This is a genomic window from Niallia taxi, assembly GCF_004005475.1.
Lineage (GTDB): Bacteria > Bacillota > Bacilli > Bacillales > Cytobacillaceae > Niallia > Niallia taxi.
This window is the reverse complement of the sequence record NZ_RZTZ01000002.1, coordinates 118384-138841: the sequence shown is the minus strand read 5'-3', so window position 1 is coordinate 138841 and position 20458 is coordinate 118384. Positions and strand designations below refer to the sequence as shown.

Sequence of the window (20458 nt, the reverse complement as noted above, 5' to 3'; positions counted from 1 at the left end):
TCCTTTTTCCAATAAAAGAGGGAAGAGGCCCCTCACACTCTTCCCTCAAATAGACTAAGCCGCACAATTTCAACGAGTATTCCTTGCTTAGGAACACCAGTCAAACTCATACAAATAAGCAATCTTTAGTCCATATTTTTAATTAATTCATCACCGAATTCAGAGCATTTCACTTCTGTAGCTCCGTCCATTAAACGAGCGAAATCGTAAGTTACCACTTTTGAAGCGATAGTCTTTTCAACAGAAGAAACGATTAACTGAGCTGCTTCATTCCAGCCTAAATGCTCAAGCAATAAAACACCTGACAACAGAACGGAAGAAGGATTCACTTTATCCTGACCAGCATATTTCGGTGCAGTACCATGTGTAGCTTCGAAAATAGCGTGTCCTGTTTCATAGTTAATATTCGCTCCTGGAGCAATTCCAATTCCGCCTACTTGAGCAGCAAGTGCATCGGAAATATAGTCTCCATTCAAGTTCATTGTAGCAACTACATCAAACTCTGTTGGACGAGTTAGGATTTGTTGCAGGAAGATATCAGCAATGGAATCTTTCACAATGATTTTTCCAGCAGCTTCAGCTTCTGCCTGTGCTTTATTTGCAGCATCAGAGCCTTGCTCTTCTTTAATGCGGTCATATTGTGCCCATGTGAACACCTTGTCCCCAAATTCCTTCTCAGCTAATTCATAGCCCCAGTTTTTGAAGGCACCTTCAGTGAATTTCATGATATTGCCTTTATGTACAAGAGTCACAGACTTTCTGCCTTCTTTAATGGCATAGTTGATTGCTGCTCGCACTAAACGGCTTGTTCCTTCTTCAGAAACAGGTTTGATTCCTAATCCAGAAGTTTCAGGGAATCTGATTTTGTTAACACCCATCTCATCTTGAAGGAATTTCAATAATTTCGCCACGCCTTCAGAGCCTTTTTCATACTCGATTCCTGCATAAATATCTTCTGTATTTTCACGGAAGATAACCATGTCAGTATCCTGTGGACGTTTAATAGGAGAAGGAACGCCTTCAAACCATCTAACAGGACGTAAACATACATATAGATCAAGCTCTTGACGAAGCGCAACGTTCAATGAACGAATACCGCCGCCGACAGGAGTTGTCAATGGACCTTTTATAGCAATCAAGTATTCTCTTATTTCTTCCAATGTCTCAGATGGCAGCCATTCGCCTATTTCGTTGAATGCCTTTTCTCCAGCTAAAACTTCTTTCCACACAATCTTACGCTCGCCGCTGTATGCTTTTTCCACGGCAGCATCAAGCACTCTTGAAGCTGAAGCCCAGATGTCAGGACCGATTCCGTCACCTTCGATAAATGGTACGATTGGATTAGCTGGTACATTTAATACACCATCAACTACTGAAATTTTTTCGCCTTTCATATGTATCCCTCCGTTAAAAAAGTATTTCCTGCAAAAGGTACTTTCCTCCTTTTGCAGAAATGGCTAAAGTAAGTTCTCGAGCATATTGGCTTCGTCTTAGAAGGGCGCTTTGGCAAAAGTATGCCGGGGTCATCCCACCAAACCCTCCAAAAGGAGAGTTGGACTCTGCTTGTTCTATGCTAGATTTAGTATATCATAGACGCTTAAACTTAGCGTTCATGAACAGGAATGTAAACCGCTCTTTCAGGTCCTGTATAATCAGCTCTAGGTCTGATTAAGCGATTGTTTTCGTATTGCTCCAAAATATGGGCAAGCCAGCCGGAAACCCTGCTCACTGCAAAGATTGGTGTGAACAAATCATGATCGATCTCCAAGCTGTGATAAACAGAAGCAGAAAAGAAATCCACATTAGGAACAAGATTCTTCTTCTCCTTTAACAGCTCTTCAATTCTTATGCTCATATCATAAAGCTCTGATTGTCCAGTCAATTCTGTCAGCTTGCTTGCCATTTCCTTCAAATGCTTAGCACGCGGGTCACCCTTACGGTATACACGGTGACCGAAGCCCATGATTTTTTCTTTCTTTTCCATTTTTTTGAAAATATACGCATCAACATTATCGACACCGCCGATTTCTGTCAGCATTTTCATAACAGCTTCGTTAGCACCGCCGTGCAATGGTCCCTTTAATGCACCTATTGCAGATGTAATGCCTGAATAAACATCAGACAATGTTGCCACACATACCCTTGCTGTAAAGGTGGAGGCGTTCAGCTCATGGTCTGCATGAAGCACTAATGCTTTATTAAATGCCTCTACCGCAATGCTCTCAGGTTCTTCCCCTGTCAGCATATATAAAAAATTAGCTGCAAAGCTTAAATCTTTTCTAGGTGCAATCGGATCAAGCCCTTTTCTTAATCTAGAAAAGGCTGTAACGATAGTAGGGATTTTGGCTTGTAATCGCAATGCCTTTTGGTAGTTTGAGCTTTCATCCATAAAGTCAGCATCCTTGTCATACACACCAAGAAGGGATACTACTGAACGAAGAACAGCCATTGGATGCACGTTATTAAGCGGCATTAGCTTCAGCTGTTCAAGCAGCGGAGCAGGCAGCTCTGCATTGTCTGCTAATTCTTGCTTTAACTCATTCAATTCTGCTTCTGTCGGCAACCTTCTGTTCCACAGCAAAAAAACTACTTCTTCAAAACTGGAGTTTTCTGCCAACACATCAATATCATAACCAACATAGGATAATGAATCATCAATGATAGAGCTAATAGAAGAAGTTGTTGCAATTATTCCTTCAAGACCTCTTGTTACTGCCATAAACTATCTCTCCTTTTCTCCTTACTTCTCTCCAATACATCACAATAAGTTAAATACCCATATTATTCATGAATGTAGTTACGAATATATTTAAAAATTTTTAAATGAATCTTGCCTCTACATTGAATTTTTTGATTATTCCGAATGAAGTTGATTAAGCTTGTTTGGAGCCATTTAATAAAGTTTTAGTGCCGGCCGCAAGACTGCCGTGAAAAAAGTTCACTATTTTGTAAGATTAACTGATTATGTACCTAAAAATCAATAAAAAATTATAGCGCAGATTTTTAAGACCAGATATTGAGGGACTTTTTTTAACATTTTCAATTGTAAGCTACTTGCTATTTTGTCATATTAAGGATTTGTAAATGCTTACATTTTTCATCAAAAAAAATAAGTGGTTCCATTTCGAAAATACGGGTTTTCCGTAACTACATTTTTATTATACCTAAAAATTATCAAAATGTCTCATATTTTACACCTATAAACTATCAATATAGTAAAAAATATTACATAGTTACTGTCTCGCTTGTAAAATATATTCTTTTCACAGCACTTATATTCCGGAATTTTCATGAAATAGCTTATAGAACAAATGGACAGGAGTAACCTTTTGTTCATAAAAAAATGAATATGGTGCAATAATATTGCATCCAAAAGGGGCACAGCTTCCATGAGACTGTGCCTAATTCTTCTGATTACTTTCCGATAGCCGCCCCATCACTTCTTGGGTCGACTCCACCATACAGATATCCCTGATCATCAATAAGGATTGCATTAGCATGACCCATAATTCCGTCATATGCTTCTACCCTGTTAACAATGTGACCGGCCTTTTGCAGCTTTTCTAATACATCTGTTGGTATGCGACTTTCTATTTTCAGTTCCTCTGTCTTTTCCCCCCATGTTCTGCCCCATACAAACCTTGGTCCACTAATTGCCTCTTGAGGATTCATGCCATAATCAAGCATTCTCGTAATCATGACAGTTTGCGTTTGCGGCTGTCCCTCTCCTCCTTGTGTCCCATATAATACATATGGTTTATCGTTTTTGAAAGCCATTGCAGGCATCAATGTATGAAAAGTTCTTTTTTGTGGTTCCAATGCATTAATATGTTGTTCATCTAAAGAAAAGAAGGAGCCTCTATTTTGCATAGTTATTCCTGTTTCTCCAGCAACAATTCCAGAACCAAACTCGAAATAAAGGCTTTGAATGAAGGAAACTGCATTGCCTTCACTATCTACAACTGCAGCATGTGCTGTATCGCTGCCGACAGGCTGTGTTGATAAATGACTTGTTTCTTCAAATGATATGGATGCTGCAAGTTTCCTCGCATATTCCTTGCTTAAGAGCCTTTCCAAAGGGATATTATGCCAATTCGGATCTGTTAAGTGCTTATTTCGGTCTTGGAAGCTCACTTTTATTGCCTCCACCAATAAGTGATAATACTGATAAGAACCATGAGGTATTGTTGATAAATCGTAATTTTCCAAAATATTAAGGATCATCAAGCCAACAAATCCTTGTGAATTAGGAGGTACTTGGAATATAGAATAGTCTCGATAAGTGCTCGAAAGCGGGTCCCCCCACTCTCCCTGATGGCTTGCAAAATCTGCTTCTGTCAAAAGGCTTCCTTTTTCCTGCAGACTTGAAATGATTTTTTTTGCCAGATCGCCTTTATAGAAATCATCTCTTCCCTTTTCCGCCAACTGGGATAATGTGTGTCCCAGATTCGTTTGTACAAACTTTTGAAATGCAGGCGGAATTTCCCCGCCCTGTAAGAAGATAGCTGCTGTATCTTTATCTTTCTTAAGCAGCTCCACATTCTTTACTGTATTTTCGTATTGGTCATTAGATAATGGGAAGCCGTGCTTTGCATATTCAATCGCAGGCGCGAGTACTTCTTGAAGCGACATACTTCCAAATTCATTCAATATGGCATCCCAGCTATCCACCATACCCGGCACTGTTATTACACTTTCTATGCCTCTAAAAGGGATTGAATCCCTTCCTTTATATTTATCCCTAGTCACAACAGCACCGGATTTGCCGCTTCCATTATAGGAGCGAATTTTCTTTTCCTTTGCTCCATAAGCAAGCCAGAAGGAATCTCCGCCAAGCCCTGTCATATGAGGATAAACAACAGCAAGGCAGGCGCTGACTGCAACAGCTGCATCAAAGGCGTTTCCGCCCTTCTCCAATATCCTTTCTCCAGCCTGAGATGCTAAATAATGTGGACTTACAACCATTGTTTTTGTACCAACAATTACTTTATTCAAACTAGCTTCTCCTCCCTTTTTAAGCTGACAGGCTGAACGGAATTGGAACTAGCTTGATTTTTATCAGTCGTGAATAAAAACAACAAAGCACCGATTATTAACAGTCCTCCTGCTAAATAAAACCCAAATTCAAGGCTTCCTGTTTTATCAGCAAAATACCCTGTAATATATGGTGCGAAAATGGATGAAAGCATTCCGCTGAAGTTAAAGAATCCATACACTCTTGAATACATGGACTGTGGAGTTATGTCAGCCATATAGGAAATCAAAACTGGATCTAACGCCAATTTTCCAAGTAAACCGTACAAGCATAAGCCGACAATTAAAAATGAATAATTTTCTGTATACGGGATGATAAATTGACATAATGCACCTGCTAAAGCAAGGCCGATAATAAGCGGTTTTCTGCTTTTGATTCGATCAGATAAGAAACCGAAAAGAATTGCTCCAGGGATAGAAGCCCATGGTACTAAAGAAGAAATAATTCCTGTTTGTGATGCTTCAATATCTCTAGCTGTTTGTAAATAATAGGGAAGCCATGTAAGCATTCCAAAAAATCCATATAAAGAGCAGAAAATCAAAATATAAACGAAAATATGGTTTTTTGTGAAGATTTTTTTCAACTCCACTTTTTCCGTTGTCTGAACATTCTGTTTTTTCTCTTTATGCGAGTTGTCACGGACAAAAATAGCAATCAAGATACCAACGATAATCGTTGGTATTGCAAATACATAAAAGGGAAATTGCCATCCTTTATTCAATGTATAAGTAAAATAGCTTGATGACATGAACCCTAGCGAAATACCAAATGCCATACCGCTATTAATGATGGCAGAAACAAGTCCTCGATACTTTTTCGGTGTAATTGTGGAGGAAATACCATATTGGGACCCGTAATAGGTGCCTTCTCCTAATCCAGTCAGAGCGCGCATCATTAAAAATATCCCGAACGTTGCAGATGCACCGCTCAAATATGTTCCGATACCAAAAACGATAAAGCCGATAACAAGAACTTTCACACGGCCAAATTTGTCTGCCAAAATTCCTGTCGGGATTTGCATGAATGCATATGCAGCAAAGAAAACAGTTGACATTAGACCTAGCTGTGTTTGATTTAAACTCCATTCCTCCCCGATGCTTCCCATAACAGGCGATAAAATATTCCTGTCAGCATACATAAATACCCAGCCTAAAAAGAATAAAAAGATAGTGAGTGCAGGACGTGTTTTTTTCATATACAAGTCTCCTTTAACTAAAATGTTGACATAATAGTACCATGTTAAAAGCAAAAGGAAATGTATTCTGTCAGATTTTCTGACATGGTTTTTTCGTTTTGAAAACAATTATCTTTATATAATTTCAAATTGTAATTATTATATAACTTTTAATTTCGAAACGAATATTGATAGCATTTTCACGAAAGATTTTCTTACAATATGTAGAAGAACTCGAAATTCAATAATAAAAAGGACAAAGCATGTAATTTTGGAATAAAAAAAAGGGAATCAGCACTGATTCCCAGAAGTTATTTAAACCATTCCATTGCACGCATCGCCATATAAGCAATACCAGCACCTATTAGAGGACCAACCGCAACTCCTTTAAACAAAGAGACTGCCAATATTGTCCCTAACACAAGTGCAGTAGTGATTTGCGGATCTGATGACAATAAATTAACGCCGCCTTTTGCCAGCAATGCAACTGCTATACCTGATAATAGGGCGATCCATGCAAAAGGTGATTTAAAAGCCGCTGACAAGTCCCGAAATCCGATTTCTCCTGTTGCAATTGGTGCAAGCACGGCAATCGTAATGATGGTCACTCCCCAATTAATACCCTTCGACTGGATGAAGGAGAAGGATTTGGCATCAAGCCCAATCACCTTCAAAAATAATAAGGCTCCAACTGCAATTAGCAGGGAAGTATTCTTTGCAATAAGAGCTATAAGAATTAATAAATACAAAAATAGGTATGATTGACTGAACATAGTTAATTACTCCTTTTCGAAAACTAAATGACCATTAATTGACCCATCCTTTTCTTTTCCTCTATAATCAATGATATAGCATGGATGAGCCATAGTGAGCTTACATTTTTTATATGGTTATTTTTGATTTGTATACATATGAATAACAAAGATTAAACAAACTAATATGTATTTTTAAGCGAGAATGGGAGGACAATTGGTTGAACATGACTTTGATTCACCGTTCACTTCGTCTGCTGTTTGTCATTGCAGTGACGATACTAGTATTTGTTGGATTTTTTTATTTATCAAAAATAACCTATCCATTTATTATAGGCTTTTTGATTGCATTTCTTATGAACCCGCTTGTTAACTTTCTACAATTCAAGTGCAAATTACCTAGAGCCTTTGCAGTAATCTTAAGCATTATTATTATTTTATCTTTATTTGCAGGACTTATCACCTTGCTGGTTGCAGAAATTGTAACAGGTGCCGCTTATTTAGCGAATGTGGTACCAGAGCATATTAATGTACTCATTGAATACATCGAAGACTTTTTCACAGCGCAAATTATTCCGTTATATAACCAACTTGCCAGCACATTTAATAATTTAGGGACAAACCAGCAAAATACGATTATTACTAATATTAAAAATGTTGGTGAACAGATTGGATCAAGTGTCGGTACGTTTATCCAATCCTTCTTTCAGAATATCCCGATTATCTTATCTTGGTTTCCGAATGCTGCTACTGTGATTATTTTCTCTTTATTGGCAACATTTTTTATAAGCAAGGATTGGAACCGTCTAATACGGAAGTTAACGAACCTGCTGCCTCCCCGCTTGAGTAAAAGCGGAAAATCAGTGTTTGTCGATTTAAAAAGGGCCTTGCTCGGCTTTTTAAAAGCACAGCTCACATTAGTATCCATTACAACTGTTATCATTCTTATCGGGTTAATCATCCTCCGTGTTGATTATGCCATTACGATAGCGTTAGTCACTGGAATAGTTGATATAATTCCGTATTTAGGTACAGGACTCGTATTTGTTCCTTGGATTATTTACGAAGTGATTACTGGGCAAATGCCTCAAGCTATTGGACTAACTGTATTGTACATAGTAGTTCTTGTCCAAAGGCAAATTATGGAGCCGAAAATATTGTCATCCAGCATCGGACTTGATCCCCTCGCAACCTTAGTTGCGCTATTTGTCGGCTTTAAGCTAATTGGATTTCTAGGATTAATTGTCGGTCCAGTAACACTTGTAATTATCAGCACGTTAAATAAAGCTGGTGTTTTCGCTGATCTATGGAGCTTCATTAAAGGAGCAGAAAAATAACAGAACAAAACAGCGGCCATGGATTTTCCATGCCGCTGTTTTGTTCTGTCTATTGATGGATAATAATCCTGTTCTTTTGCAGCAGCTTTTTCTGCATATAATGAAGCAACAGCTTTTTGCAAAGCTTTCTAGTTGGCGGAAGCAGCAGCAAAGCACCAACAATATCAGACAGAAATCCTGGCAGCAGCATAAAAATCCCGCCAATTAATACGCAAAAGCCATTCAAAATGGCGTCACCAGGCAGACTTCCAAGACTGAGCTGTTCCTGAACATTTCTGATTGCTTTAACGCCTTCCTTCTTCAAAATAAAAGCTCCAAGCAAGCTAGTTACTACAACTAATATTAACGTCTCCGGAATGCCAATTAACTTTCCTGATAACAGGAATGCAGCTAGTTCGACAAGCGGCAGAATCAATAATGCAATAAAGAGATTACGCAAATGACGCTCCTCCTTTAATACTTCTTTCCTCCATTATAGCTTTTTCCTTGCAAATAGAAAAATATTAGCAGCATGCATTTATTCCCAGAAAAAAAACACCGAAAAGCACATCCTTGCTTTCTAAAAAACAAGGTGAGCTTTTCGGCGTTTACTCAAATATTAAAGTACGCTTGCATGTCCGCTGTAGATTGTTCCAATGCGAGAATCAACTGTGATTTCTTGACCGTCAGTGAAGATTTCTGTTGCATTTTCCACTCCAACAATAACAGGTATACCAAGGTTAAGTCCAACAACAGCAGCATGGCTTGTCAAACCGCCCTCTTCTGTTATTAACGCACTGCATTTTTCAAGTGCAGGCACCATGTCACGATCTGTTCCTGTAGTAACCAAAACAGAACCTTGTGTTACTTTATCAAGAGCATCCTTTGCATTGTTAGCAATGATTGCTTTACCATAAGCTGTTTTACGGCCGATTCCTTGACCTTTTGCCAAAATATCACCAACAACATGGATTTTCATGATATTTGTTGTTCCTGTTTCACCTACAGGCAAGCCAGCAGTAATAACAACAGTATCACCATGTGTAACGATTGAGCTGTTTACACTTTCTTGAATTGCAACATCAAGCATTTCATCTGTAGACTCACTTCTTGTGCTTAAACGAGGATATACACCCCAAACTAAAGCAAGCTGTCTCAAAATATGTGCATCATATGTTACAGCTACAATTGGAGCTTCCGGACGATATTTAGAGATCATTCTTGCTGTTTGACCGCTTGCTGTTGGTGTGATAACTGCTTTTACATCAAGGTTCAATGCAGTGTGAGCAACTGATTGTCCGATTGAATCAGTGATATTAGGTTCAACATCTCTGCTTCTCTTCGAAAGAATTTCTTTATAGTTAAGTGCAGTTTCTGCTCTTGAAGCAATGTTGTTCATTGTTTGAACAGCTTCAATTGGGTATGTTCCAGCAGCAGTTTCACCAGAAAGCATGATAGCATCTGTGCCATCGAAAATTGCATTTGCAACGTCACTTGCTTCTGCTCTTGTTGGGCGTGGGTTGCGTTGCATGCTGTCAAGCATTTGTGTCGCAGTGATAACTGGTTTTCCTAGAATATTACATTTTTTAATTAAGGACTTTTGTACCAATGGAACTTCTTCAGCAGGAATTTCTACACCTAAGTCACCACGAGCTACCATTAAGCCATCAGAAACTTCCAAGATTTCATCGATATTGTCGACACCTTCTTGGTTTTCGATTTTAGGAATGATATGAATATGTGAAGCGTTATTGTCTGTAAGCAATTGCTTAATTTCAAGAACGTCAGACGCACGGCGTACGAAAGATGCTGCAATAAAGTCAATGCCTTGTTCCACACCAAAAAGAATGTCGTTAGTATCTTTTTCAGTGATTCCTGGTAGCTTAACAGATACGCCTGGCACGTTAACACCTTTTTTGTTTTTAAGTGTGCCTGTATTTAAGATTTTTGTATGTATTTCTCCAGCTGCTTTGTCAATGCTTGTTACTTCAAGTCCGATTAGACCGTCATCTAAAAGAATTTTGCTTCCTACTTCCACATCATCGATAAGTCCTTCGTAAGTGATGGAAAACTTATCAGCATTACCTTCTACTTCTGTCATAGACACAATAATGTTATTTCCAGCTACAAGCTCAACTGCTCCGTCCTTCATGTTGTTTGTACGAATTTCCGGGCCTTTAGTATCAAGTAGAATAGCAACGTTTTTACCTGTGATTTCAGATGCCTCACGAATGTTTTTGATACGTGCGCCATGCTCATCAAAATCACCATGTGAGAAGTTTAATCTTGCTACGTTCATACCAGCTTCCATAAGTTGTGTAAGCTTTTCAACACTTTCACTAGCAGGACCGATTGTACATACTATTTTTGTCTTACGCATTATATATGCCTCCGTTAAAATAATTTTTTTACTGATTAGTACTTTGTATTCATGGCAGAGACTCCAAGTAGAATAAATCTAATTCGAGTCTCCTTTTCTATCATCAGATGGATAGTTCTTTTGATAGGCGATATAAGTTCTTGTCAATTGTATGTTTGCGTGATAAAGCCTCAATTATATCATAATCCACCAATTGGTTCTTTTCGATACCGACTGCTCGTCCGCCTTTTCCTTCGACAAGAAGCTCAACAGCATAAGCCCCTAGTCTGCTTGCAAGCACACGGTCTGCTGCAGTTGGAGATCCTCCGCGCTGCATATGTCCCAATACAGATACGCGAGTATCAAAGCCAGTGTGCTCTTCGATTTGTCTGCCGATTTCTACGCCTGAGCATACACCTTCAGCAACAATGATGATACTGTGTTTTTTGCCACGCTCGCTACCTTTTTTCAGTCGGTCCACTACTTCATCAATATGGAAGCCTTCTTCAGGAATTAGGATTGTTTCCGCACCGCCAGCTAAACCTGACCAAAGCGCGATGTCACCAGCGTTTCTTCCCATTACTTCCACAATGAATGTGCGTTCATGAGATGTTGCTGTGTCACGGATTTTATCAATTGCATCAATAACTGTGTTCAAAGCAGTGTCAAAGCCGATTGTCAGCTCTGTTCCTGGAATATCATTGTCAATAGTTCCCGGCACGCCGACACATGGATACCCTTGCTCTGTAAGCGCCTTCGCCCCCATGTAGGAACCATCTCCGCCAATAACTACAAGACCGTCGATACCATGCTTCTTAAGCTGTTCGATCCCTTTTTGCTGACCTTCTTTTGTTTTAAACTCTTCACAGCGCGCAGAAAATAAGAAAGTTCCCCCACGATGGATGATATCACCAACAGAACCAACTTCTAATTTCTTGAAGTTTCCACTGATAAGACCTGCATATCCGCCAATAACTCCGTATACTTCCAAATTGTGATAAATCGCTTTACGCACAACCGCTCTTACTGCTGCATTCATTCCTGGCGCATCACCGCCGCTAGTTAGTACCCCAATTCTTTTCACCATTACAATCACCTCATACAATTTAATCTACTTCTATGTAGATAAAAACATACATATACTAAATTATATAACATCATTCTGCAATATCTGTCACAAATATTACAAATAAAAAGATAAACATTCCGAAAAAAAGATAATTTTCAAGGTACCTTTTCCTAATTATGATAATTTAGCTTTCATTCTAATTACATTTGACTATAACAATTCTAACATATCACGAAGGCTCATCTATCTCAACTTTATATAAAAAAAAAATAAAAGACGCAATTGTCAGCAAGTTTTTTCACTCACCCTTTTATCTTTTCCCGAATAAAGAAGCTTAAACCATTCTGCATGCTATTTTAACATATCTTCCAGTGCTTTTTTTACTTCCCTTTTGCATTTTCTCATTTTCCGCTAATAAATGCTACAATTCATACAAATTTTTATGTTTTTTTCATTACAAAAGAAAAGAGCTTAAATAAGAAAGCTCATGCCCCCCATTTAAGCTCCCGTATTGGCTCACTCAGAAATATGTTCTCCAATTGCTTTAAACTTATTGTAGCGATGTTCAACAAGTTCTGCTTCTGTCATTGCTTTTAATTCCTTAAGGGAAGCAAACAGCACTGTTTCAATTTCTTTTGCTTGTGCCTCAACATCATGATGTGCTCCGCCTCTTACCTCTGGAATGATTGTATCGACAATACCCATTTCCTTTAAATCAGGAGCTGTGATTTTCATTCTTTCGGCAGCTTGCTTCGCCTGGTTTGAATCCTTCCACAAGATACTAGCAGCACCTTCCGGAGATATTACCGAATAAGTGGAGTTTTCTAGCATATGCATATAATTTCCGACACCTAATGCTAAAGCACCGCCACTGCCGCCTTCTCCAATTACGATACATACAACAGGTACTTTCAAGGAAGCCATCTCAAACAGGTTTTTTGCGATTGCTTCGCTTTGGCCTCGCTCTTCAGCAGCCTTACCTGGATAAGCTCCTTTCGTATCAATAAAGCATACGATTGGTCTTCTGAATTTATCTGCCTGCTTCACAAGCCTTAAAGCTTTTCTATATCCTTCAGGATGTGGCATCCCAAAGTTTCTGCGAATATTTTCCTTCGTATCCTTCCCTCTTTGGTGACCAATTACCGTAACTGGCAAACCTTTAAATTTGGCAATACCTGAAACAATTGCAGCATCATCGCCAAAAGTCCTGTCACCGTGGAGCTCCATGAAATCTGTGAAAAGATAAGGAATATAGTCAAGAGTTGTCGGCCTGCTTGGATGCCTTGCAATCTGCACCCTGTCCCAAGGCTTCATGTTCTCATAAACCTCTTTTTCCAATTTTTCCAATCGTTTTTCCAGCTTTTCGATTTCAGTGGAAAGATCTACATTTGCTTTTTTGGAGAAATCTTCTAATTCTTTAATCTTGTTTTTTAATTCAACTACTGGCTTGTCAAATTCTAGTTCTACCATTCTGAATCACCGCCTGCCTGATGCATTTCTAAAACTAAATGGAGCTTTTCTTTCATTTCCAGTCTCGGTATGACGGCATCGAGCTGTCCATGCTTTAATAGAAATTCAGATGTTTGGAAATCCTCTGGAAGCTTTTCTCCAATTGTCTGTTCGATAATTCTTCTTCCAGCAAATCCGATAAGCGCGCCAGGCTCAGCAAAGTTAAAGTCACCTAACGAAGCAAAACTCGCGGAAACTCCTCCGGTAGTCGGATGTGTCATCACTGTAATATAAAGTCCACCATTGTCGCTGAACTTCTTCAATGCTGTACTCGTTTTAGCCATTTGCATCAAACTAAGGACACCTTCTTGCATCCTTGCACCACCTGAAGCAGTGAAAATAATAAATGGCAATGAAAGCTCATCAGCCTTTTCAATTGCTAACGTAATCTTCTCGCCAACAACGGAACCCATACTTCCCATGCGGAAAGAAGAATCCATCACTGCGATTACTACTTTAATACCGTTTATTTCACCTGTTCCAGTTACGACCGCTTCATTCATATTTGTCTTCTTTTGGTCGCCTGCAATCTTATCTTCATAGCCTGGAAAATTCAGTGGATTTCCAGTTTTCATGTCTTGGTTCATTTCTGTGAATGTATCTTCATCCAGCAAAGAGCTTAAACGCTCATAACCTGTCATTGGCAAATGAAAGCCACAGTTTAAACAAACTTTAAGATTTTTTTGCAATTCTTTCGTATACATAATTTTTTTGCAGTTGCTGCATTTTGTCATGACACCTTCAGGAACATCAGTTTTAGATGATTCAGAAGGGATTGTTGCATATTTCTTTTTTTTCGGTTTCGAAAATATTTCCTTTATCATCAATGTGGAAGCCTCCCCATTTTTCTGCGTTGTGTGACTACCCAAATTCTAAGGGTGCACATCTTAGTAAAAAAGAGCATAGACATGTTCCTGCTTTTTATTTAATGTTCACGATAAAAAAAGTCAGGATATTAAAAGTAAAAGTATGATTCCATTATGTTTGCTTCTTTTTCCTATAATTCATGATTAAATCTTGTTCATTTTTGCTTTTTATATTATCTAATAGCAGCAAATAATCTTCTTTTGACCAATATACATTGGGAAAACCAAGAGAGAAATAATAATCCTTTAGTATGGTCCATAAGCGAAACAGCAAGTAGTTATCAGCTATTTGGACAATCCTGAAAAAAAAATCACTTTCACTGACCATATCAGAGTAAACCCACTCTGCAATTTCCGCCAGCTCCTTCTCTGTCATTTTTTCCATTGCGATCTGCAAACAATTCAATTGTATAAAGTCTTTTGTTTCTAAAACATCCAATTTCGCCTTTTCATCCTGCAATACAAAGGTGCTGATTAACTGTACAAGACTATGTCCTTGAAAATCCCGAAGAAAAGTACCTTCCCCTTTTTTCGTTTCAATTAGCCCTAAAAGCTCCAACGCCCGCAGTGCTTCTCTCACAGATGATCTTCCTGCATTAAGCCTTTCGGAAAGGGAGCGTTCAGAGGGAAGTCTGTCTCCTGGTTTTAAGCCATCCTTTTCAATCATTTCCCTTAAATGATTGACTATGTCCAAGTAAAGCTTGGAGCTGTTGGAAGAAGACTCATTCACCGTTCATCATCACCTGCTTCTTGTTAGCATGTCCTTAAATCTCTGGCCAGCTTTCATTCCGCCCTTAAAAAACCTGCCTTTTTTTGAAAGAAAGCAAGAGCTAAAAGTGGTCAGACCAGTTGACTTATTAAACAATATAACAACTTTAAGAAGATGTAAAGTTAATCAGACAAGATTGCACTATTAGTCCCAAGCAATTCTTCAAAGCTGCGGATGCATTCTTTTGTCGGATTAATGAGATATTCGTCGTTTAGTTGAATCGTTTTTCCTGATTGCACATAATGAATGATGACAGGCACTGCCCCCTTATATTGGTTAATGATGTCCAATAGTCTACCTTTTATTTCGTCTGTATCTTTTTCCTGGACAATCTTAATAAATAATTTATGATTATTCCTATTGAGTGATTGGACTTTTTCGGAAACTTTTTCTGCCTCTTGAATAACAAACTGCTTATTTCCGTTTCTTTCGTCAACCCTTCCTTCCATAAATAAAATTTTTTCATTTTGCAGAAGATGTTGTATTTTTTTATAAACTGCTGGAAATGCCACTGCCTCTAATTCTCCGCTTTCATCATTTAAAGTAAGAAAAGCCATTGGCTCCCCTTTTTTAGTGCGAATAGCCTTCCAGTCTGTTATATAGGTAATAGTCCGATACTTCCCACCTTGATTCATCTCAGCAAGCTCCTTGCACTGCAAGGACTTCTTGTATTTTTCATATATGGAGACTGGATGGTCAGAAAGATAAAGTCCGAGAACTTTTTTCTCCAATGAAAGCTTATCTTCTGCATCCATCTGATCTACCTGGACATATTTCGGTTTGAAGAAAAAGCCCTCCTCACCAAAAAGGTCATCCTGCTCCATTCCATCTGGATGTACAAGCTGTGCATGCTGCAGGGCAACATCAATGGTCGCAAGCAATGTAGCCCTATCCTCCCCAAACTCATCCAAACAGCCTGCATGAATGAATGCCTCTATGATTTTTCTGTTGACAATTTTCGGGGAGGTTCGCAGACAAAAATCAAAAAGATCATCAAACTTTTTCTGCCTTCTTGCCCGAAAAACTTCTTTTAGGACGGAAGCTCCGATCCCTTTAATAGCAGCAAGGCTGTATAAAATATTGCTTCCTTCTGCAGTAAAAGCGAAATGGCTTCTATTAATGGACGGAGGCAGCACCTTTATATTCATTTGTTTCAGTTCTTGAATATACTGCATCATTTTCCCTTCATTGCCAACTGCTGATGTAAGCAAGGACGACATGAAAAAGAGCGGATAATTTGCTTTCAAATAGGCAAGCTGATAGGCAATCATACTGTATGCAACTGCATGGCTTCTGTTAAATCCGTAATCAGCAAATCTGACTATCAGTTCATATATTTCATTCGCAACGCTTTCTGCATAGCCTTTTGCCAAAGCACCCTTCACAAAATGAACCTTTTCAGCTGCCAAAACATCTCGCTGCTTTTTGCTTACTGCTCTTCTTAACAAATCTGCTTCACCTAGTGTGAACCCAGCCATTTTCGAGGCTATTTGCATAATTTGCTCCTGATAAACGATTACTCCATATGTTTTCTCTAGAATCAGCTGTAGGTCTGGATGGTAATAATCAATTTTCTCGTTGCCATGTTTACGGTTAATATACAGTGGAATATTCTCCATCGGACCAGGACGGTACAAGGCATTGACCGCGACGATATCTTCGAATTCTGTCGGTTTTAGTCTTTTTAGGACGCTTCTCATTCCATCTGATTCCAGCTGAAATATCCCGGTTGTTTCACCTTTGCCCAATAACTCAAAAACAGCAGCATCATTTAAAGGCACTTCTTTAATAGAAATCTGTCTTTTCGTCTGACGTTGAATGGTATCGAGTATGGTTTGAAGCAAAGAGAGATTTCTCAGGCCGAGGAAATCCATCTTCAACAATCCTAGCTCTTCCAGATGTTCCATACTGTACTGTGTTAAATAAACGTCCTCGCTGCCTTGTTGTATCGGAACGATTTGTACTAATGGCTCCTCACTTAAAACAACACCTGCTGCATGTGTTGATGCATGACGTGGCAAGCCTTCAATTTTGCTCGCTGTCTCGAAAATCTGTTTATTTTTTGGCGATTCTGCCACAAACACCTGTAGCTGCTTTGATTCTTTTAAGCTTTGTTCCAATGTGATTCCAAGCTTGGAGGGCACTGCCTTTGAAAGCTGCTCCAGCTCTTTTATTGTTAAACCAAAAACCCTGCCAACATCTCTTAATGCAGCTTTAGCTGCTAAAGTTCCAAATGTAATGATTTGGGCTACGTGCAGTTCTCCGTATTTATTTTTGACATATTCTATAACCTGTTCCCGCTTGTCATCTGGAAAATCAATATCAATATCAGGCATGGTAATCCGTTCCGGATTTAAGAAGCGCTCAAACAAAAGGTCATATTTAATTGGATCGACATCTGTAATAAACAATGCATATGCAACCATCGAACCAGCTGCACTTCCCCTGCCCGGACCTGTAAGAATTCCATTATCTCGTGCATACTTCATGAAATCCCAAACGATCAGAAAGTAATCACTATATTCCATCCTGTTTATTACATTCAATTCATAACGAAGCCGTTCCATATGTATTTCCGATGGATTTCCATACCTTTGCAGCAGTCCTTGTTCACAAAGGCGCAATAAATATTCCGCTGCTGTTTCACCAGCAGGAAGTGGGTATTTCGGTAATGCTGCAACCTTTTCTCCTGGTTGGAATTCGCATGCAGAAGCAATCGCCCAAGTATTCTCCAGTACCTCTGGTTCGTCGCTGAACAATTCCACCATTTCCTGCTTGCTTTTCAAATAACGCTCGTCTGACTCCCATTCATCTGGCTCTATATTTGCTAAAGTGATGCCATTTTTTATCGCTGCCAAGCATTTGTGTGCGAACCTGTCTTCCTTGTTTGTGTACTGCACAGCATTTGTTGCTACAAGCTTTGTTTCTGTTTGTGCAGCCAACTGCTTCAGCTTTTCATTTAAAGCTGCTTCAGCTATGATTCCGTGTTTTTGGAGCGACAAGAAAAAATGCCCTTGAGCAAAAATTCCTTTAAATAATAAAGTTGTTTCCTTTGCATGCTCTATGTCCTCTGTGAGCAATGCCTGCTCTATTTCTCCAGTATATCCTGGAGTAAAAGCAAAAAGGCCATCAGCATAATGCTTTAACCATTTAATTGGAATACCTTGTTTATTTTTCGTTTGGATAGCACTCGATAATTTTAAGAGATTTTGGAATCCGCGCCCATTTTTCGCTAGCAGGACTAGCGGAAAGGCCGACTCTACATGCTTTTCACTAATTACATCGACAGTAAGACCAATAATCGGTTTGATGTTATGCGCTATACATTCCTTATAGAAGGCTGCTGTTCCATACATAACATTACGATCAGTCAAGGCAAGTGCACTAAAGCCTCTACTTTTTGCAGAGGTAACAAGCTGTTTAACAGAAGCCGTACTAGACAGCAAGCTGTATGCACTCGATACTTGCAAATGAACATAAGACATATTTATCACCACTCTTTTACAAAAGCTTTCTTAAGCTATTCTTATTACTGCTGCAATCTTTTATTTGTTCGACTACAGCAACTTATTATCCTTTTATTATAGTTGTATTGTATAAAAAAAGAAAATATGTTCTTATCTCCCCTTCTCCATCTCCCATTATTCGGTCATGCACCTTCGACTTTTAGTTTTTTCATGTTTTACTTGGACTGGCAATCATAATTGCTTCTGTTTGTCCATATGTATAACTAAGAGAATAATAGGGACTGTGAGGTTGACTTAAATGAACCAAGAACCGTTTTTTCCAGCATTTATAGAAAGTTACTTTATTGCACTTGGGGTAGTACTTGGAGGGGCATTACTTGGAGGATTGGCTGCATTCATGACAGGCAAGCCTCTTTTGACAGAAATAACAAAATTATCGGATATGATTAGGATATGGGCAATTGTCACAGCAATCGGCGGCACATTTGACGCTATTCATACGATTGAAAAAGGTATTTATGATGCTGGAACTAAGGATCTTTTCAAGCAAATTCTTTTAATCGTTTCCGCATTCGGCGGCGCCCATACAGGTGCGACAATACTAAGATGGATTACACAGGAGTATATTTAATATGCGAATTCCACCATTTTATAAGAATGTTTCCCTTCAACGCTTTTTCGCTGGAATGGTGATAGGAGGCTTTATAAGCTGGTGCGTCTTTTTGTTTATGTTTGGTGTTTGGCAGGAAAGATACAGCACAGAAATAAAAAACCAAAAAAGCACCATTCATAACCTAGAAAAAGATAAAGAAATTTGGCAGCAGGAATTTTCTGAGTTGAATAAAAAAGCCGAGGAAAAACTTACTATACAAGGAATAGTTGTAAAGATAAACAGCAAGGACAAGGAAAAATACAATATTAAACCATTTAACGCTTTAGAAATGGAAGGTGCTATAAAAGAAGATCTTAGAACAATTGTTGCAAAGGATATGGAGCTTGTTTATAAAAGCAGGGCTCTTTTAAAGAAATCAATTGAAAACAAAGTGGTTGAATCAGATCAAAAACGATACAGATTTAAGGTCTCTGAGCTAATCATTTACACGACAGTCTATGTGGAGCTTAGTGTCACATTTGCAGACTAGCAAATAGCCGAAAAATCCCAAGAAGCCAGTAACTTCTTGGGATTTTCTTTGTTTTCCTTATTGGTTACAAAGCTCTTCTAAATCACGAATAACTTCCTCTGCGACATCCCAGCTAAAAATGCTCGCACCAGATGCCAATGGATGGCCACCACCGTTATACTTTTTAGCAAGCACATTAATGATTGGCCCTTTAGAGCGAAATCTGACTCTGATTTGGTCTTCTTCCTCAATAAAGAATACCCAAGCCTTTATCCCCTTCACATTTCCCAAATCTCCGACAAGCAAGGATGCTTGAGATGGAATCGCATGGAAGCTGCTCAATACCTCTTTATCAAGCTTCATGTAGGCTGCTCCGCTTGGCAGCATCGTAAAATTCTGCAGCACGTACCCACTCAGCTTCACGATATTTGGATCAAGCTCATACATTTGGTTGTACATGTCAGGTCTTGTGAAGTTATAGGTAATCAATTCCCCTGCATAATTGAATGTCTTTTCTGTTGTGCTTGGATACAAGAATCTGCCGGTATCTCCTACAATTCCGGCATACAAAAGCCTTGCTCCTTCATCATTTAATTGCAGTCCCTGGTCTCTACCAAACAAGAAAAATTCATAGATCATTTCACTGACAGAGCTTGCAGATGTGTCCACCCACACAATATCTCCATAAGGGTCATCGTTTGGATGATGATCGATTTTGATAAACATTTTCCCTTTCGTATACCTGGAGTCACAAACACGCGCCTGATTTGCCGTGTCACACACAATTACTAATGCATCATTATACGTGCTGTCCTCAATTGTATCGAGCCTGCGCATGAAATGAAGGGATTCCTCTTCTTTTCCAACTGTATACACTTTTTTAGCAGGAAAAGAGGTTTTAATGATTTCAGCAAGCCCTCCTTGCGAACCATATGCATCAGGATCTGGGCGGACATGTCTGTGTAGGATAATCGTATCAAACTGTTTGATAGCGTCTAATATACTTTGCTTCATTGTCTTT

At 38.9% G+C, this 20458-nt stretch carries 16 protein-coding genes; 3 read left to right on the top strand and 13 right to left on the bottom strand.

Annotation, left to right across the window (positions count from 1 at the left end; all coding sequences use genetic code 11):
* Positions 1-125 precede the first annotated feature (125 nt).
* The 5 genes from icd to EM808_RS05510 form a co-directional block, all read right to left on the bottom strand.
* Positions 126-1394 carry an NADP-dependent isocitrate dehydrogenase gene (gene icd / locus EM808_RS05530; RefSeq protein ID WP_127737061.1) on the bottom strand — a complete coding sequence of 423 codons (1269 nt, stop codon included), beginning with the start codon at positions 1392-1394 and terminating at the stop codon, positions 126-128.
* A 209-nt stretch (positions 1395-1603) separates the two neighbouring features.
* Positions 1604-2719 carry a citrate synthase gene (gene citZ / locus EM808_RS05525; protein ID WP_127737059.1) on the bottom strand — a complete coding sequence of 372 codons (1116 nt, stop codon included), beginning with the start codon at positions 2717-2719 and terminating at the stop codon, positions 1604-1606.
* A gap of 695 nt (positions 2720-3414) precedes the next feature.
* Entirely contained in the window at positions 3415-4995 is a 1581-nt protein-coding gene (gene ggt / locus EM808_RS05520) for a gamma-glutamyltransferase (RefSeq protein WP_205685838.1), read from the bottom strand.
* On the bottom strand, positions 4992-6230 hold the full coding sequence (locus tag EM808_RS05515) for an MFS transporter (protein WP_127737057.1): 1239 nt from the start codon (positions 6228-6230) through the stop codon (positions 4992-4994). Before EM808_RS05515 ends, ggt begins: the two co-directional genes overlap by 4 nt.
* 290 nt (positions 6231-6520) lie before the next feature.
* Positions 6521-6982, bottom strand: a complete 462-nt coding sequence (locus EM808_RS05510; protein WP_127737055.1) for a DUF441 domain-containing protein — start codon at positions 6980-6982, stop codon at positions 6521-6523.
* Between the two features lie 206 nt (positions 6983-7188).
* On the opposite strand from EM808_RS05510, the gene ytvI reads away from it, so the two are divergent.
* The gene (gene ytvI, locus EM808_RS05505; protein ID WP_396897911.1) at positions 7189-8298 is read left to right on the top strand and encodes a sporulation integral membrane protein YtvI; all 1110 of its coding nucleotides are present in this window, start codon (positions 7189-7191) and stop codon (positions 8296-8298) included.
* A 49-nt stretch (positions 8299-8347) separates the two neighbouring features.
* Here ytvI and EM808_RS05500 read toward each other — a convergent pair whose 3' ends face one another.
* From EM808_RS05500 to dnaE, 7 genes are all read right to left on the bottom strand, one after another.
* Positions 8348-8737 (bottom strand): FxsA family protein, encoded by a 390-nt coding sequence (locus tag EM808_RS05500; RefSeq protein ID WP_127737050.1) that lies wholly within the window; start codon positions 8735-8737, stop codon positions 8348-8350.
* Between the two features lie 159 nt (positions 8738-8896).
* Positions 8897-10657, bottom strand: a complete 1761-nt coding sequence (pyk, locus tag EM808_RS05495) for a pyruvate kinase (protein WP_127737048.1) — start codon at positions 10655-10657, stop codon at positions 8897-8899.
* A 103-nt stretch (positions 10658-10760) separates the two neighbouring features.
* Entirely contained in the window at positions 10761-11720 is a 960-nt protein-coding gene (pfkA, locus tag EM808_RS05490; RefSeq protein ID WP_127737897.1) for a 6-phosphofructokinase, read from the bottom strand.
* Positions 11721-12221: 501 nt separating this feature from the next.
* A complete protein-coding gene (gene accA, locus EM808_RS05485) occupies positions 12222-13175 on the bottom strand; it encodes an acetyl-CoA carboxylase carboxyl transferase subunit alpha (protein WP_127737046.1) in 954 nt (317 codons plus the stop codon).
* The gene (accD, locus tag EM808_RS05480; protein ID WP_127737044.1) at positions 13169-14038 is read right to left on the bottom strand and encodes an acetyl-CoA carboxylase, carboxyltransferase subunit beta; all 870 of its coding nucleotides are present in this window, start codon (positions 14036-14038) and stop codon (positions 13169-13171) included. Before accD ends, accA begins: the two co-directional genes overlap by 7 nt.
* Before the next feature lie 154 nt (positions 14039-14192).
* Positions 14193-14810, bottom strand: a complete 618-nt coding sequence (locus EM808_RS05475; RefSeq protein ID WP_127737042.1) for a FadR/GntR family transcriptional regulator — start codon at positions 14808-14810, stop codon at positions 14193-14195.
* Between the two features lie 161 nt (positions 14811-14971).
* Positions 14972-18334: a DNA polymerase III subunit alpha gene (gene dnaE / locus EM808_RS05470; protein ID WP_127737040.1), complete on the bottom strand. Its 3363-nt coding sequence runs from the start codon at positions 18332-18334 to the stop codon at positions 14972-14974.
* Between the two features lie 280 nt (positions 18335-18614).
* Here dnaE and ytrH point away from each other — a divergent pair, with 280 nt between their 5' ends.
* Entirely contained in the window at positions 18615-18947 is a 333-nt protein-coding gene (ytrH, locus tag EM808_RS05465) for a sporulation membrane protein YtrH (protein WP_127737038.1), read from the top strand.
* 1 nt (position 18948) lies between these two features.
* The gene (ytrI, locus tag EM808_RS05460; RefSeq protein ID WP_127737036.1) at positions 18949-19458 is read left to right on the top strand and encodes a sporulation membrane protein YtrI; all 510 of its coding nucleotides are present in this window, start codon (positions 18949-18951) and stop codon (positions 19456-19458) included.
* Positions 19459-19515: 57 nt separating this feature from the next.
* Here ytrI and EM808_RS05455 read toward each other — a convergent pair whose 3' ends face one another.
* Positions 19516-20451 (bottom strand): DHH family phosphoesterase, encoded by a 936-nt coding sequence (locus EM808_RS05455; protein ID WP_127737034.1) that lies wholly within the window; start codon positions 20449-20451, stop codon positions 19516-19518.
* Between the last annotated feature and the right edge of the window lie 7 nt (positions 20452-20458).

Excerpts from the sequence above, each read along its gene's own strand:
- citZ (WP_127737059.1), bottom strand. The coding sequence starts at position 2,719 with ATGGCAGTAACAAGAGGTCTTGAAGGAATAATTGCAACAACTTCTTCT.
- ytvI (WP_396897911.1), top strand. The coding sequence starts at position 7,189 with ATGACTTTGATTCACCGTTCACTTCGTCTGCTGTTTGTCATTGCAGTG.
- EM808_RS05515 (WP_127737057.1), bottom strand. The coding sequence starts at position 6,230 with ATGAAAAAAACACGTCCTGCACTCACTATCTTTTTATTCTTTTTAGGC.
- ytrH (WP_127737038.1), top strand. The coding sequence starts at position 18,615 with ATGAACCAAGAACCGTTTTTTCCAGCATTTATAGAAAGTTACTTTATT.
- accA (WP_127737046.1), bottom strand. The coding sequence starts at position 13,175 with ATGGTAGAACTAGAATTTGACAAGCCAGTAGTTGAATTAAAAAACAAG.
- pyk (WP_127737048.1), bottom strand. The coding sequence starts at position 10,657 with ATGCGTAAGACAAAAATAGTATGTACAATCGGTCCTGCTAGTGAAAGT.
- EM808_RS05510 (WP_127737055.1), bottom strand. The coding sequence starts at position 6,982 with ATGTTCAGTCAATCATACCTATTTTTGTATTTATTAATTCTTATAGCT.
- accD (WP_127737044.1), bottom strand. The coding sequence starts at position 14,038 with ATGATAAAGGAAATATTTTCGAAACCGAAAAAAAAGAAATATGCAACA.
- EM808_RS05455 (WP_127737034.1), bottom strand. The coding sequence starts at position 20,451 with ATGAAGCAAAGTATATTAGACGCTATCAAACAGTTTGATACGATTATC.
- icd (WP_127737061.1), bottom strand. The coding sequence starts at position 1,394 with ATGAAAGGCGAAAAAATTTCAGTAGTTGATGGTGTATTAAATGTACCA.
- ytrI (WP_127737036.1), top strand. The coding sequence starts at position 18,949 with ATGCGAATTCCACCATTTTATAAGAATGTTTCCCTTCAACGCTTTTTC.
- dnaE (WP_127737040.1), bottom strand. The coding sequence starts at position 18,334 with ATGTCTTATGTTCATTTGCAAGTATCGAGTGCATACAGCTTGCTGTCT.